Annotated in this window: 8 protein-coding genes; all 8 read left to right on the forward strand. The window is 42.4% G+C overall.

Annotated features, from left to right (window positions below):
- The first annotated feature begins 11 nt into the window (after positions 1-11).
- The 8 genes from INQ51_RS16325 to INQ51_RS16360 all read left to right on the forward strand — a co-directional run bounded on the left by INQ51_RS16325 (position 12) and on the right by INQ51_RS16360 (position 16,860).
- Positions 12-2,303 carry a DUF4091 domain-containing protein gene (locus INQ51_RS16325; protein WP_233379019.1) on the forward strand — a complete coding sequence of 764 codons (2,292 nt, stop codon included), beginning with the start codon at positions 12-14 and terminating at the stop codon, positions 2,301-2,303.
- Complete coding sequence (locus INQ51_RS16330) at positions 2,300-4,804, forward strand: glycosyl hydrolase family 95 catalytic domain-containing protein (RefSeq protein WP_233379020.1); 2,505 nt, start codon at positions 2,300-2,302, stop codon at positions 4,802-4,804. Before INQ51_RS16325 ends, INQ51_RS16330 begins: the two co-directional genes overlap by 4 nt.
- Before the next feature lie 11 nt (positions 4,805-4,815).
- A complete protein-coding gene (locus tag INQ51_RS16335) occupies positions 4,816-5,916 on the forward strand; it encodes an acyltransferase family protein (RefSeq protein ID WP_233379021.1) in 1,101 nt (366 codons plus the stop codon).
- 3 nt (positions 5,917-5,919) lie between these two features.
- On the forward strand, positions 5,920-6,927 hold the full coding sequence (locus INQ51_RS16340; RefSeq protein ID WP_233379022.1) for an alpha/beta hydrolase family protein: 1,008 nt from the start codon (positions 5,920-5,922) through the stop codon (positions 6,925-6,927).
- Positions 6,928-6,962: 35 nt separating this feature from the next.
- Positions 6,963-8,360, forward strand: a complete 1,398-nt coding sequence (locus tag INQ51_RS16345) for a Gfo/Idh/MocA family oxidoreductase (RefSeq protein WP_233379023.1) — start codon at positions 6,963-6,965, stop codon at positions 8,358-8,360.
- 112 nt (positions 8,361-8,472) lie between these two features.
- A complete protein-coding gene (locus INQ51_RS16350; RefSeq protein ID WP_233379024.1) occupies positions 8,473-10,764 on the forward strand; it encodes a GH92 family glycosyl hydrolase in 2,292 nt (763 codons plus the stop codon).
- Between the two features lie 33 nt (positions 10,765-10,797).
- Positions 10,798-13,515 carry a glycosyl hydrolase family 95 catalytic domain-containing protein gene (locus INQ51_RS16355; protein ID WP_233379025.1) on the forward strand — a complete coding sequence of 906 codons (2,718 nt, stop codon included), beginning with the start codon at positions 10,798-10,800 and terminating at the stop codon, positions 13,513-13,515.
- Positions 13,516-13,539: 24 nt separating this feature from the next.
- A complete protein-coding gene (locus INQ51_RS16360) occupies positions 13,540-16,860 on the forward strand; it encodes a family 78 glycoside hydrolase catalytic domain (RefSeq protein ID WP_233379026.1) in 3,321 nt (1,106 codons plus the stop codon).
- The last annotated feature ends 9 nt before the right edge of the window (positions 16,861-16,869 follow it).

Below are 16,869 nucleotides of genomic sequence, written 5' to 3' on the forward strand. Positions count from 1 at the left end.
GAGAAATTGATATGATGTTAAGATTTATTTTTATTCAAATACTGCTTATTGCTTTTGTGTCGGCAAGTGTCGCCGACAATGGTTACTTATTAGAGAAAGATAGTCAGTGTAAAATTTGGTGGACCGGGAATACATATAAAATCATGCGCGATTCTCCTGTGCCGACCCAAAAAGGCAAAGTTGCAATTCAATCTGCACGCAACGAAGCTGAAGGTTTTCAGCTTGTATTGTCTCCTGAAACTGATCTGAATAATATCTCTGTTTCTATTTCTGATTTTAGCAATCAATCGGGGGGGGCCATTTCTTCTGAAAATGTTTCAATCCGGTTGGTTGAGTATGTAAATATTGCGAAACCATCAGGAATTCATCACCATGCAGGTTGGTATCCTGATCCGCTGCCTTTGTATAAAAAAACATTTGATGCAAAAGCGGGTGAAAACAGGCCTTTGTGGTTTACTGTTAAAGTGCCGGAAAATGCAGCCCCCGGAAAATATACAGCAACGATAAGCCTGAAATTAGCAGAACGAGAAACATTAATACCTGTCGGACTTGAGGTTTGGGACTTTGCAATTCCGACTGTTCCTTACATGCGTTCTGCTTTTAACCTGTATTCCGGATTAGTAAAACAATACCATAATCTTGAAACTAAAGAAGAGCTGAAACAAGTGATTGATCACTATTTTCAGAGTTTTAGAGAGTACCGGATTTCTCCTCAGGAAATGTTTGATCAATATCCAATCCGAAAAACAGTAAAAGGGGTTAAGTGGACTGGTGGAACTTTTGACCCGGAAACGGTGTTTGCCGGGAAATATTCATACCAGGTGAATGATAATAGTGTACAGGCGAATGTTTGTGGCACAGGAGCAGAGCTGATAAAAGTTAATCCGAAACATCCTTATCTGCTAAAATGGTGGGCCAAAACACCTAAAAACGGACAGCAGTATGTGGTTACTGTTAAAAGTTACGATGCCAATAAAAAGCAAATTTACTGGCAACTGCAAGGCTTGATTTATGGCGGAAGCACTGAGTGGAAACAGGACAGTTTGTTTCTCGATCCGGTTAATCCTCTCGATGTTGAAGGTTTGATTGTTTCCCGTCCTATCCCGGATAATGCAGAATTTGTCAGTGTCCATTTATATCCACATATGCCTTTAAAAAAAGGACAACAAACAGGAACGGTTTGGTTCGATAATCTAAGTTTTGTGGATGTAACGACTGGTGAAAACTTGTTGCCCTATGGTGATTTTGAACAAGACATTAACGAATTGGATCTGGAAATAGATTTCTCAGAGTTTGATTTTGCTGCTCGTAAATATTTAGACGAATTTGGTTTTACCTCTTTTCGGGTTAAAGTGCCGGAATTGCGTCAGGGGCCTTATATGGGGCGTAAAACAGGATGGTTTAACGGCTTTATAAACGGAACCGAAGAATACAAAAAACTAATGACCTTATTTCTTGGTGGATTTCAGAATCATCTGGAAGAAAATGGCTGGCTTGGAAAAGAATACCTCTACTGGATTGACGAACCCAAACACGAAGATTACGAATTTGTACGTGAGGGCATGAAAACAATCCAGGCGGTTGCTCCAAAATTAACTCGTTTTATTACCGAAAATAATCCAGGGCCGGAAATTATGGATGTTACAGATATTGGTTGCCCGGTACTTGTGAAATTCGATCCGGAGAAATCGAAAAAATGGATGGAGCAGGGGCGCGAAATGTGGTCGTATTTGATGTGTTGGCCTAAAAATCCACATGTCAACCTGTTTATCGATGCGGATGCCATAAATATGCGAATGTGGTTGTGGATGTCATATCGTTACCATCTTACCGGCATTTTAGTTTGGTCGGCCAATGTTTGGAATGCTGAAGGTTGTTCTCCTCCGGGAATTTTGCAAAATATTTGGGAAGACCCAATGACGTATAAAGACAGTTACGGAGCACCTGTTGGCGGAGGAATGGAGTTTGGTAATGGCGACGGAATGTTCTTTTATCCTCCCAACCGGGATCCCAATAACGATAAAACAAAGTACCTCAGAGGACCGGTACCATCATTACGCCTGGAAATAATGCGCGAAGGGATTGATGATTACGATTACATGATCCTGTTGGGAAAGTGCATTGAAAAGGCTGATTCCGGTCAAAAGGGACTGGTAAGTAAAGCCAGAAAGTTATTGAGTTTTGGAACAGAGGTATTTACCAATGACAGTGTTTACACGAAAGACCCTGAAGTTTTAATGAATTACAGAAAGCAGATGGGAGAATTATTGGAAAAGTTTAGTCGTGCGAAGGACGAATTATGAGAGTAGTTATTATCTGCATATTAATCATTTTAACCAATTCGTTTTGGGCAAGGGCTCAGGAATCAAACGATTTGAAATTGTGGTACAACAAGCCTGCTTTTCAATTTACCGAAGCACTTCCGGTTGGCAACGGACGTTTGGGGGCAATGGTTTTCGGACAGACCGGAAAAGAACGGATTTTGCTGAATGAAAATACTCTTTGGTCCGGACGCCCGCACAATGCTAATAATCCAAAGGCACAGGAAACCATCAAAAAAGCACAGGCTTTAATTTTTGAAGGTAAATATGAAGAGGCGAACAACATTTGTAAAGACATTCTTTCTCTTACCGAAAAGAATTTCCTGAGTTTTGGATCGTACCAATTGCTCGGTAACCTTTGGCTCGATTTTACTTCAGCAAAAGAATACCGGACATTTGCCCCCATTCAATATTGCGATACGGATTATAGAAATGAATTGAACCTGCAACATGGATTGGTGAAAACCAGTTATTTAGTGGCTCCTGAAACCCAATATAACAGGGAAATTTTTGTTTCTGAGAAGGATCAGGTAATTGCAGTTCGGATTACTTGCTCCAAACCGGGAAGTATTGATTTAACTGTTTCGATGGATCGTCCGGGCAGGATGAAAGAAGGTTTGCCCCGACCAATAAAACGGAATTGCTCGGGCAATACGGAATACAATCAGGCAAATGTTGTCGACAATACCGACCTTGTAATGATTGGCTGGCCGGATAACGGAAAAGGAGAGAAGTGGCTGAAATATGTGGCCCGGGCTCGGGTATTAACAAGTGGAGGTGAAATTATTTCAGGCACTACCGGCATCGAAGTGCAGGGAGCTGATACAGTTACGATTTACATTTCAGGAGCTACAAATTACAAGTCTCGTATGGCGGAGTTTCTGGATGACAAAACTGCTGATTTTGATGATCCTGAAATTGTATGCGAAAAGCAATTGGACAAAGCTTCTTTGCGCGGGTATGATAAAATTCTGCAAGAACATATTGCAAGACATCAGGAAATGTTCACCCGTGTAAGTCTGGACCTGGGAAAAACAGAAAAAAACAGACGTTTGCTTCCAACTGATATTCGTTTAAAACAGTACCAAAAAGATTACAATGATCCGGAACTGGAAGCTTTGTTTTTTCAACTGGGGCGTTACCTGATGATAAGTGGTTCCCGTCCAGGGCAATTGCCAATGAACCTTCAGGGCTTGTGGTGCCAGGATTTAGATGCTCCGTGGCAGGCCGATTACCATCTGGATGCAAACCTTCAGATGAATTACTGGCAGGCCGACCTTGTTAACCTTTCCGAATGTTTCGAACCACTTGAGAGTTACACCAAACTGCTTAGCCAGACATGTGCTGTTACAGCCAAAGAAACGTATGGCTCTCGTGGTTGGGTGGGACATACGTTGGCCAGTGCCTGGGGATTTTCTGAACCACACCGCTACACCAGTTATGGTTTGTTTTCAGCCGGAGGTTCCTGGCTTTGCCAGAATTTATGGGACCATTATGCTTTTAATCTCGACAAGGATTACCTGAAACGCATTTATCCCATATTAAAAGGAGCAGTATTGTTTTACATGGATTACATGGTGAAACATCCCGAATATGGTTACCTGGTTACCTGTCCGGCAAATTCGCCGGAAAATAATTTTATGCCGTTTTCTGGTAAAGAGAAGGAATATGCAAATACCGCCGGCCCGGCAATGGATACGCAAATGATAAAAGAACTGCTTGCAAATACCATTGAAGCCAGTCGGATTCTGAACGTAGATAAAAACTTCTGTCGCGAAATGATTAAAATGAAAAAACAACTCGCGCCGGATAAGATTGGAAAACACGGACAAATTCAGGAATGGCTGGAAGACTACAAAGAGTACGATGTTAATCATCGCCATATTTCTCATTTGTTTGCTCTGTATCCCGGAACTCAGTTTACTTTCAAAGACACGCCTGAATTGATGGAAGCGGCTAAGGTTACACTAAACCGCAGATATTCAAAACCGGAAGACATGTATTGGGGAGCCGCAGCTGCTTGGGGAGTTGCTTGTTGGGCGAGACTTCAGGAGGGCGATAAAGCGCACGAAAAGCTAAGTAAAGATGTGATCGGGATTAGTTGGGATAACTTGTTGGGAAGGTGTGTCAACTTTTTCCAGATCGATGCAAACCTGGCCGGCACTGCGGCTATTGCAGAAATGATAATCCAAAGTTATGATGGAACAATCCATTTACTTCCTGCATTGCCTTCCAATTGGGCTGATGGAAAAGTATCAGGATTAAAAGCACGGGGTGGTTTTATTGTTGACATTAAATGGGCAGAAGGAAAATTGGTAAAAGCCACCATTGCAGCAAGTCAGGAAGGAACCTGCCGGATACACGCGAATACAGCAATTTCAATATCGGGAGTAGCTACAAAAAATGAAACGGCAGACAATACTGTTTTGACTTTTCAGACCGAAAAAAACAAGCAATACATAGTAACAGCAACTAAGAACTAAACTTAGAATAAATGACTCAGAGTAATCAATCATCAGAACGACTATTGTCCCTTGATTTTTTCAGGGGCTTAACCATGTTTCTGTTAATTGCCGAATTTACCCGTTTATTTTGGTACATGCACGTTCCCGAATTAGAAGGAACAGTAATTTACTTTCTTGGGAATCAATTGCGCCATCATCCGTGGCATGGTTTGTATGCCTGGGATTTGGTTCAGCCTTTCTTTATGTTTATTGTAGGTGTGGCCATGCCGCTGTCGTATGCTAAAAGAATTAAAAGAGGTGAAGAGTATTCCCGGATTTTCAAACATATCGCACTTCGTTGTTTTTTACTTCTTTTTTTGGGATGGTTTTTGGCATGTATTTCGGCCGGAGAAATTATTTTCTTTTTTCAGAATGTGCTGGCCCAGCTTTCGGTAACCATCCTGATTGCTTTTCTGATTATGCGCAAAAAGGTGGTTCATCAAATTCTGATATCTGTCGGATTATTGGTCATCACAGAATTGCTTTACCGTTTTTTCGGGGTAGAAGGATTTGATCAGGCTTTTACTCCGGATAAAAACTTTGGAGCCTGGGTGGATATGCAAATTTCCGGTGCGTTGTCGAGCGGGCACTGGGTGTCGTTTAATGCGATTCCAACGGCGGCTCATACCATTTGGGGTGTTTTGGCCGGAAAGCTTTTAATGAGCAGCAAAACACAGCGATATAAATTGCAGGTATTGGTATTGGCCGGAATTGCCGGTTTGGCCATTGGATATGGTTTGGATTCAGTAACTCCGATAATCAAAAGAATATCAACCTCAACTTTTGTTTTTGCAAGCGGCGGGTGGACATTCCTGGCACTGGCATTTTCATTCTGGTTAATCGACATGATGAAAGTAAAAAAGGGGGTGAAATTTTTTGCCATTGTAGGAATGAACCCTTTGTTTATCTATTTATTCGCTCATGTTGGAGGTGCACAACTGGTAAGGCAGGTTGTATTTCCGGTTGCAAATTCAGGATTAAGCTGGGCCGGCGAACTTACTGTAAATATAGCAGCAAGCATTATGGCTTTGATGGGTCTGTGGTACATCTGCTACTGGCTATATAAACGTAAAATTTTTATAAAAATATAGGTGATGGGAAGGATGCATAAATACATATTCTCTATCGTTGTTTTTGGAATTATTCTTTTGCAGAATGAACAGGTGAAAGCATTTCCAGGAAAGCCAATTGAAAAGATTTCAAAAACTGAGAAAACTCCCGAAAATGGATGGAGTGAAGAATTCGATGTGGTAGAAATTGCTTCACATCCCGATGGATACGTACACAAGGCATATTTCTATCCGAGCAAATCTGAGAATCCGAAACCTCTTGTGGTAAGCTTGCATACATGGAGCGGCGACTATCGGCAGAGTGACCCGATCGCTAATTTAAGCCTGGCAAAAGACCTGAATTATATTCATCCTGATTTCAGGGGACCCAATAGAACAAAGAATGCCTGTTGCAGTTGCTTGGCGCTACAGGATATTGACGAGGCAATTACTTACGCAATCGAAAACGGAAATGTCGACAAGGATGAAATTTATGTGATTGGTGAAAGCGGAGGTGGCTATGCAACATTAAGTTGTTTTATGAAATCAAAACATGCGATTAAAAAATTTAGTGCCTGGGTTCCCATTTCCAATTTAGTTGCATGGTATAGCGAAAACATTATTCGAAACGAAAGTTATGCTGATGATATTTTAGGATGTACTCAATCTGAAAACGGGGTTTTAAATGAACAGGTTGCCCGTGAGAAATCTCCGTTGTTTTGGGAAACTCCGGTTGGAAAACTTGCCAATACTGAGCTTTGTATTTATGCCGGTGTTTACGACGGGCTTCAGGGAAGTGTCCCGATTACACATTCCATAAATTTTTACAACAAAGTATTGTCAGACTTTGGAGTACAGGATGCTTCAAAATATGTTTCTGATAAAGAAAAGCTGCATTTGTTGGAACACCGGAGCGCGCTGGGCCAATTTGGGATGATTGCCGACCGCGAAGTGTTTCTGCAAAAAGGATACGGGAACCTCAAGCTTGTAATATTTAAAGGAAGGCATGAAATGCTCAGCGAATATGCCTTTAATGAACTTCTAAAAAACTAGTATCAATCAATAAAAACATTAAAATCTGAATAACTATGGAATTATCAAGACGAAAATTTTTGACGGCAGTGAGTATGCTCGCAGCAGGAGCTGCTTTACCCGGAAATGCTTTTGGTTTTGGGGAAGCAAACAAACTAAAAGTGGCTATTATTGGAGTCGGTATTCGTGGGGTTGATTTCTGGGGTAAAAGATTAGTCGATAAATACTCCGATATTTTGGAGTTTGTTGGTTTATGCGACAATAATCCCGGCAGGTTGGAACATGCCTTGAAATTTATGGGCGTGTCGTGCCCGACTTTCTCCGACTTTGAAAAAATGGTAACCCAAACCAAACCCGATTTGGTAATTGTAACTACCCGCGACTGTAACCACCATGAGTTTATTATCAAAGGCCTGGAAATGGGCTGCGATGTGTTAAGCGAAAAGCCGCTTACAACTGACGAGAACAAATGCCAGGCAATTATTGATGCCGAAAAGAAATCGAACAAAAAACTGATTGTTGGTTTTAACTATCGGTGGAGCCCTTATAATACCAAACTTAAGGAAATGCTGCGCGATAATGCCATCGGTAAACTTACTTCTGTCGATTTTCACTGGTATTTGAACACCTATCACGGGGCATCTTATTTCAGAAGATGGCACGGAATAAAAAATCAGGGCGGGTCTCTTTGGGTGCACAAAGCGACACACCATTTCGATTTGTTAAACTGGTGGATCGATTCTGATCCGGAAGAAGTTTTTGCATACGGTGATTTGGAACTTTATGGTAAAAACGGTCCTTTCAGGGGCGAAAATTGCAGGGTTTGCGAGCATAAAAACAAGTGTGATTTTTATTGGGACATTACCAGGGAGCAATTCATGATGGATCTTTATGCCAACAATGAAAAATACGATGGATATGTTCGCGACAATTGTCTGTTCCGCAACGAAATTGATATTTACGATAAAATGTCGGCGCAGGTTAAATACAAGAACAATGTGATTGTAAATTATTCCCTGACTACTTATTCTCCTTTCGAAGGTTGGAGGGTTTGCTTTAACGGTACAGATGGCCGGATTGAAGCATGGATTGATATTCCTTACCAGGAAAAAATGTCGGTTGAACAAGCTGAAATGCATGCCCGCGAAATGGATCAGTCTGGTGCTGATGTTCTTAGTGCAGAACCTGTTGTTCTCCATAATCTTTGGGAAGATTTTAAAATTATTAAAGTCAAGATGGAACGCGGCGGACACGGTGGTGGCGACAAACGCTTACACGACAAAGTATTTTTACATCCCGATAAAAAAGATGAATTTGACCGCGCTGCCGGTTTAAGAGACGGTGCCATGTCGGTTCTGATTGGAATTGCAGCCCGGAAAAGTATCGAAAGCGGCAAACCAATTCAAATTGAAAAACTGACCAGCTTAAAACCAGAAGTAAAAAGAATAGTTTAAGCGGGCATCTTTGTTCAGCATTACCCGGTTTCGGGTAATGCTGAACTGAATAATTCAATGTCTTTGTATCCTTCATTTTATCCGAACCAAAGTTTGATCATAAAACCTAATAATGAAAGAAAATAAAACGAATATAAAAAGTAGTTTGTCTGTTGTATATGTGCTTTTGGCTACTCTTGTTTTTTCCTGTGCACAAAAGGAGAAACAACCGGTAGATTATGTCGACCCTTTTATTTGTACGCAAGACGATCATGGGCACTGGCATCCCTCGGCACTGGCTCCGTTTGGCCTGGTTAAATTGGGGCCTGATACTTACCCTGGAAGTTTAAAAGCCGATGGCGATTTTGGAAAATCTGGCTATAATTATTCCGACGATATGGTGCGTGGATTTTCGCATTCGCACAAAGGCAGTTCTGGTGGTGGCCCCATATGCGATCGTGCTGGAAGGTTGTCGATTATGCCTTTTACCAAAACGCCTACTCCTGAATTTCTTTCAAATCCTCTGGCTTCAATCGATAAGAGAACGGAAAAAGCCAGTCCGGGGTACTACTCCGTTAATTTTGCCGATCGTGAAATCATTGCCGAGTTAACAGCTTCAACTCATGTCGGTTTTCATAAATACACCTTTGAAGAAGGAAAGAATGCGCAAATTTTCCTGAATGAAGGTAATAAAGAACGCAGTGCCTACATATCAGTGACGAAGGTAGATGATTACCGTCTGGAAGGTTACTTGGCTTATTACGCAGGGATTTATTTTACCGTTGAATTTAATCAGCCAATAAACTCATTTAAAATATGGGACGGAAAAAAACTGGAACAGCATTCTGCCATTGATAAACAAAATGATGGCGGAGTTGTGTGCGATTTTGGAGACCTGAAAGGGGACGCTCTTTTAATAAAGGTTGGCTTGTCGTTAACCGGTAACGAAGCTGCACGGGAAAACCTTTTGGCAGAATGCCCTGATTGGAATTTCAATAAAATAAAAAAACAAAGCTCTGACTTGTGGAACAAGCAGTTGAGTTCAATTACTGTAGAAGGTAAAAACGAGGAAGACAAAACTATTTTTTATACCGCCTTGTATCACTCTTGTTTTCTCCCAATTATTCAGTCTGATGTGGATGGCAATTATATGGGCATTGATAATGAAGTTCATAAAGCTGAAGGTTATAAGCATTATAATGGTTATGCTTTTTGGGATTCGTTCCGCTCAAAATATCCGCTTTACAGCCTTTTGGCTCCCGATGTTTACCGGGATATTGTAAAGTCGTTGCGTGATATGTATTTCCAGGGGGGAGATTGGAGTCCATTCCCGGAAAGTACGCACAAACCACATAGCAGTGGGTTTTTAGTAAGAGGAAAAACCGGAGGATTGGCACATAGTTCGTGCCGCCACGAGCACATGCTGAAGGTAATGACTGATGCCTATTTTAAAAACTTATTCGATATTGAACTTGAGACGGTTTATCCGCATATCCGTAAAGAAACCATGTTGCAGATGCCGGAAAAGTATGACGAAATAGGATATATTCCTGCTCGTCCAGACCAAACCGGTGAATACAGTTGGGATAGCTGGAGTATGGCACAATTAGCAAAAGAGCTGGGGAATGAGGACGATTATAAGTATTTCATGAAACGCTCGGAATATTGGCGAAATACCTGGGATCCGTCCATCAAATTTTTCAGGGCGAGAGCTGCTGATGGTTCCTGGCTCGATTTTCCTGAAGATCGCACTATAAACCGGGAAAAATACACCTATGAAGGAACGAAATGGCAATTTCGCTGGAATGTGTTACACGATGTTGATGCTATGATTGAATTATTTGACGGTGAAGAAAATTTTGTGGATTCATTAAACTACTTTTTTGAAAATGATTTGTACACAGCCGGGAACCAAATTGATTTGCACATTCCGTTCCTGTATAATTTCGCAGGAGCTCCCTGGCTAACCCAAAAGTGGGTCCATAAAATGTTGAAAGAGCCGATGGTGCAGCTTTATGCAACGCATGGTTTTTTCCCGGAGCCTATTTACAGCCGTATATACAAAGCTACTCCCGATGGGTATTTACAGGAAATGGATTGCGATTATGGTTGTATGGCATCGTGGTATAACATGAGTGCGATGGGTTTGTTCCAGGTTTGTCCCGGAGATCCGGTGTACCAGATCAGCTCTCCGATTTTTGATAAGATAACAATTCAGGCTGATCCGAAAATGAAGAATGGAAAAGCATTTGTAATTCAGGCTGAAAACTTAAGTAAAGACAATCATTTTATTCAGTCGGCAACCTTAAATGGAGAACCAATTAATCGCTGTTGGATCAAACATGAAGAAATAGCCAAAGGAGGAGCGTTAGTCTTGAAAATGGGGGCGGAGCCAAATAAAGAATGGGGAAAAGAAGACAGGTAATTATTGAAATAAAATCGAATAAAACACGATGAGATGCATAAAAAACAAATAAGAGCTATTGTTATCTTGATTGTACTATATTTTTCATTATCTATTTTGTCAAACGCTCAAACAATTGGTCAAGAGGCTTCTGATGATAAAATTTATAAAACGGTTGCTTTTGATGGAAATGAACTGAAGATTGACCAGGCAGCTTTCCTGTCTCAGCATGATATTGTTTATCGGTCGCCAACTACCGAAGGGTACAATGGTTTTCCCATTGGTAATGGCGATTTGGGCGCTATGAGCTGGACTCCGGTTGATAGGATTCATTTTCAGATTAATAAATCCAACACCTGGGACGATGCGCCTGACGGGATGTTCAGTCCGTGGGAAGACCGGAATAATCCCGAAAAATCGGAGATGTTTACTTCTTTAAGAAGTTGCGGACAATTAACTATTGAACCCGGATTACCTGCATTCGACTGGATGTATCTTGAAGATTTTGAAGGGCGGCTTTCTTTGTCGGATGCACAGGCATCGTGGAAAGCAGAAGGTCCGTTGGGCAAAATCGAATGCCGTTCGTTTGTTACCGGAGGTGATATTCCCGTTATGGTGGTTCATTACGAAGATGAGCTGGCCGAAGCAGTTGAACGGCGGGTAAAATTGGCACGTTGGGGAAGCCGGGTGTTTGAACACTGGTATCAGTTTTTTAGGCGCGATTTTCATTTGGGAAATGAAGGAACTGAAGTTGGAAACGAAAGCGACGAAGTTTGGATAATACAACCAACCCGCAGCCTGAAGTTTGCCATGGCAGCAAAACTAGTGGGGACTGATGTTACAGCGCAAAGATTTAACAACCGCGAAGCCGGTTATGTACTGAATCCTGGGAAGAGTTGTTCTTTTGATGTATTTATTTCGGTGGTGACCAGCGAAGAGGCTGACGACCCGCTGGCAAAAGCTCGCGAGAATGTCCGGGCGGCAGCAGCAGCCAGCGTAGAGAAAGTATATGCAGCACACAACGAAAGGTGGGCTGATTTTTGGTCGAAAAGCTTTATCGACATTCCTGACGATTACATTGAAAATCTTTGGTACATGAACCTATACCAGGTTGGTTCTTCGGCCCGGGGAGATTATCCTCCGCATTTTATAAACAGTATTTGGTCGTGGAACCGCGACGTACGCCCCTGGAACCATTACTACCAGTGGAACCAGCAAATTTACACCTGGCCTTTGCACGCTTCGGGACACCCCGAGCTGATGATGCCCTACGCAAAATGGAAGCGTGAAGGGCTAGAAAAGGCAATGGAAACCGCCAAACTGGCACATGGCGTTGATGGGGCTTTTTATAGCGATGTCTCCGACCGGCACGGAAACCAGGGCGTAGGAGAAGGAGCAAGTGAAGTAAGCAACAGTTTTGGTTCATCGGGCTTAATGGCAATGGATCTTTGGAGACACTATCAGTACACTCTCGACGATGAATATTTGAAAGAATATGCATACCCGGTAATGCGGGAAGTGGTGCGTTTATATACCAATATCCTTCAGAAAGAAGATGATGGAATGTATCATATCCCGAAAGCATTGCCGTTTGAGTCTCCCAAAGATCGTTTAAGTAAAAATACAACCAACGACCTGGCTTCCATCCGAAATCTGTTTCCTGCATTTGTGGAGGCGTCCAAAAAACTAAAACAGGACAAGCAATTACGTATAAAGGCTCAGGAAATGGTTGATAATCTTGCCCCTTTTGTATTAACTACCATTCCTAAAGAAGCTAAACCCTGGGGACCTGTAAGTGTTGGCGATACAATAATTGCCTATGGTACACGGTTGAGAACCGGAGAACCCGGAGAACCGTGGGTAACCCGCCCGTATTGGTTACCCAATGCCCCGATAGAAATGCCTTGTAGTTTCCACCCGATAAATGCGCAGCTATCGCCGGTATTTCCGGCCAACCTTGTAACATTGGATGATAAAGGAACAACACTTTTTAATGCCTGCCGGAACATGGCTTTAAGTTTCGATCCACTGCCAAATAATGGGCACTCGCTTATTCCAATTAGTTATGCGCGTTTGGGGATGAGTGAATTTTTACCCGAACTTCTAGAGCGTTGGGTCGATGAATTCCAACTTTTTTCACAGGGGCATTTTTGTTACTTTAAACGTGATTTTATCGATTATGTGGAAAAAGGAATGCACGATGAATTGTACAGTTCTGCCGAACATACAATCAGAGGGCTGACCAATAATGTCAGGGTCATGTTTAGCGACCCGGAAGAAAAGGTTGGCCTGTTGCGACAACCCTTTGCACATATGGCACTTGAACCTGGTTCGGTACTGGAAGCCACCATCAATGAGATGTTGTTACAAAGCCACGGTGGCAAAATCCGTGTTTTTCCAGCAGTTCCTGAAGATTGGGCAAGTCGTTTTAAATTGCATGCTCGAGGTGGTTTCGAGGTGATTTCGGAGCGTGCCGGAGGAGAAGTCAAATACGTTGTTGTTAAAAGTTTAAAAGGTCAAAACTGCCGTGTTGTAAATCCGTGGGACGATGGTCTGGAAGTACGGGTAAGACAGGTTGGTTCAACTAAAAATCTGATAAAAAAACCGGATGTAAACGAATTGACTTTTAAAACAGAGGTAGGAAAAACCTATATTGTTGAACGTGTAAATAATCCCGTCTCATCTTTTGATATTCAAATGATAAGTGGAATCAGAAACATGGATGCAAAGATAAAAGGACGTGCTCGCATTGGCATTCCGCGACAGTTTTAAATCGTTCACTAGAACACCTGAACTATGATGATTAATAAGATAATTCCAATTCTTTTGCTATTGCTGGCCGGAGCTTGCACCGATGATATTACAACCGAATTTAATGTTGCAAATCTAAAGTGTGAGTATATGCCGGAGGCTGTTGTTGAGAAACAAAATCCCCGTTTTAGCTGGGAATTGCAATCGGCTGAGAACGGGCAACGGCAGACTGCTTGGCAACTGATTTTGAGCGATGATGTCGAGAAAATTAATGCAGCAGATGGTTCTGTTTGGGACAGCGGAAAAACAAAGGGAGATGAAACTTTTGGAATCAGGCATCAGGGGGAAAAACTACAATCGTTTACCAAATATTACTGGAAAGTAAGGGCATGGGACAAAGACGGAAAAGTTTCCAACTGGAGCGAACCAGCCAGCTTTATTACCGGTGCTTTTGATAAAACATACTGGCAGGCCAAATGGATTGGAGATAAGCCTGAGAAACCCCTCGAATACCCGCTGTTTTATAAACACATTGGTTACCTGAGTTCTTATACCGATAATGAAAACGAAGAAAAGTGGGTACAGATTGACCTCGGAAAAATCATTGGGTTTGATGAACTCCGGTTATATCCTTCTTTCAATAATAAAAAGGAGATTATAGATTACTATTTCCCGCTTGCTTACCGGGTTGATATAGGTGATGACGGGAAAAACTGGAAGCAACTTGTATGGGAAAAAACGGCTTCCCATCCAAAAGGAAAACCTGTACAACTTTCGGTTGAAAATGCCCGGGCACGATATGTACGTTTTACAGCTACCAAATTGCAGTGTTACGATTTTCGTATTCATGACTACGAAGACCAAGGAGATAAAACCAAAATGTATGCTTTTTCTCTTGCTGAACTAGAGGTAATCAGCGATGGAAAAATATTGTCGGTTGGATGCAAGGTAAGCTATAAAGATGCACTGATAAAAATTGACCGAGAAGATGGATACGACTCAGAAATGCTTACTGATGGAATATTGGATACGCCCCTGCCTCCTGAAAGAAAACCCATTCCGCCGTCTCCTTTGCTGCGAAAAGAAATTGAATTAAAAGCACAGCCTGTACAGGCAATTGCCTGTGTCTCTGCATTGGGAGCCTATGATGTTTGGTTCAATGCACAATCTCCTGATAACCGGATTCTGGCACCGGAATGGACCGATTACCACAAGCGGGTACAATACCAAGTTTTGGATGTAACGCACCTTTTACATGAAGGGAAAAATGTGATCGGTGCACAACTTGCCGACGGTTGGTATGCAGGTATGCTGGGACCAACACGCTGGAGTCCATATTTCCCCAAACGGGGCGCGTATGGGCTCGACCGCCGTTTCTTTTTCCAGATGAAGGTGAAGTATAAGAACGGGAAAGAAGAAACTTTTGTTAGCGATGGATCCTGGAAAATATATCCAGAAGGGCCAATTCGTAAGGCAGATATCTTTTTAGGGGAAACCTACGATGCCCGGAAAGAGTTGAAAGAATGGCAAACTCCCGGTTTTGATGATTCGGACTGGAATCCTGTGGCGGTAGACAATCAGGTCAATGTAAATTTGGTGGCGCAAACCAGCCAACCCATCAGAGTTATTCAAACCATACCAGCAAAATCTGTAACAAAATCCAAAACAGGGCATTATATTTTCGATGTGGGAGAAAATATTGCCGGTTGGTCTAATATTCAGCTTGAAGGAAAACCGGGAGGCGTAATTGTATTGAGGCACGGCGAAATTCTGGATGAAGAAGGAGAGTTATATACCGAAAACCTGAAGGCTGCAATCCAGACCGACTCGGTGATTTTCGGGCCGTCTGGGAAACTGGAATACGAACCACGGTTTACCTATCATGGTTTCCGTTTTGTAGAAGTGTCCGGATTGCGGGAGACTCCTGATAAAACTATTCTGGAAGCAAAGGTGGTAGCGTCCGACCTGCCACGAACCGGGCATTTTGCCTGTTCAAACCCGATGCTGAACCAGCTTTATAAAAACATTAACCGCTCGCACATGAGCAATATGCACGGGGTGCCAACTGATTGTCCTCAGCGCGATGAACGGTGTGGCTGGATGGGCGACGTTTATATTTTTGCCCAAACCTCGATGTTTAACCGCGATATGGCAGCATTTTACAACAAGTGGATGCTCGATATTATGGATGCCCAGTCGGAGCGAGGTACATTCCCCGATATTGCCCCACATCCGTTTGCTTACGAGAAACACTTTACCAATGCTCCCGGTTGGGCCGACGCTGCCATTAAGCTGCCATATCTTATGTATCTGAATTATGGCGACAAAAATATTCTTGAAAAACATTTTGAAGCCTATTGCCGCTACATCGAAAACATCAGAAGAAATAATCCCGATTTGATATGGAGAAGCGGGCTTGGTCTGAATTATGGTGACTGGCTGAACGGAAATACCATCAGGGCTGAAGGTTTTCCTCGCACCGGGGCAGAAATCCCTTCCGAAGTATTTTCAACTATCATGTTCTATAACTCGGTGAATACCTTGTCGGAAATAGCCCGTGTGATCGGGAAAGAGGAAGAAGCTGAAAATTATAGCCAGCTGGCAGCAAAAATAAAAGAAGCTTTTATAAAAGAATTTGTTGATGCAGAAGGAAGAATCGAAGGCGATGCACAGTCGTGTTATGCCATGGCTTTGTATCACGGGCTTTATACCGATGAGTTAGAGGAAATCTTTGAAAAAAGGATGCTGGATAAATTTATCCCTTATGGCGGACGGATGAACACGGGGTTTCATTCCACGCTTTGCCTGATGAAAGAACTGGTAAAACGCGGGTATTCCGAAAAAGCTTTTGAACTATTGGAAAGCAAAGAGTTCCCGTCGTGGGGCTACTCGATTGAGCAGGGCGCTACCTCGATGTGGGAGCGCTGGGACAGTTACGTGAAAGGACGCGGGTTGCAGGGCTCAAGCATGAATTCTTTTAATCATTATGCTTTCGGTGCAATCGGCGAATGGATGTATGCAAACATTCTTGGAATTCAACCGGATAGTGATTCTCCGGGATATAAACATTTTCTGCTGAAACCAGTGCCTGCGGGAACATTGAAATGGGCCGAAGGAAGTTACCATTCTGTCAGTGGCGAAATCAGGGTAAAATGGAAACGGGATGCAGACAGCTTTGAATATGAATTTACGGTTCCTGTAAATACAACAGCCAAAGTAATGATTCCGGCTAAAAGTATCGACCACGCTTGGGAAGACGGAACAACGCTGAAAGAGAAATATGGCGCTGGCAATGTCAGTTTTGCAGACGGATATGCAATTGTTAAAGTTAAGTCCGGCAGTTACCGTTTTAGTTCTGACCTGTAAAACCAATAA

It is taken from the genome of Maribellus sp. CM-23, from assembly GCF_021354595.1.
Lineage (GTDB): Bacteria > Bacteroidota > Bacteroidia > Bacteroidales > Prolixibacteraceae > Draconibacterium.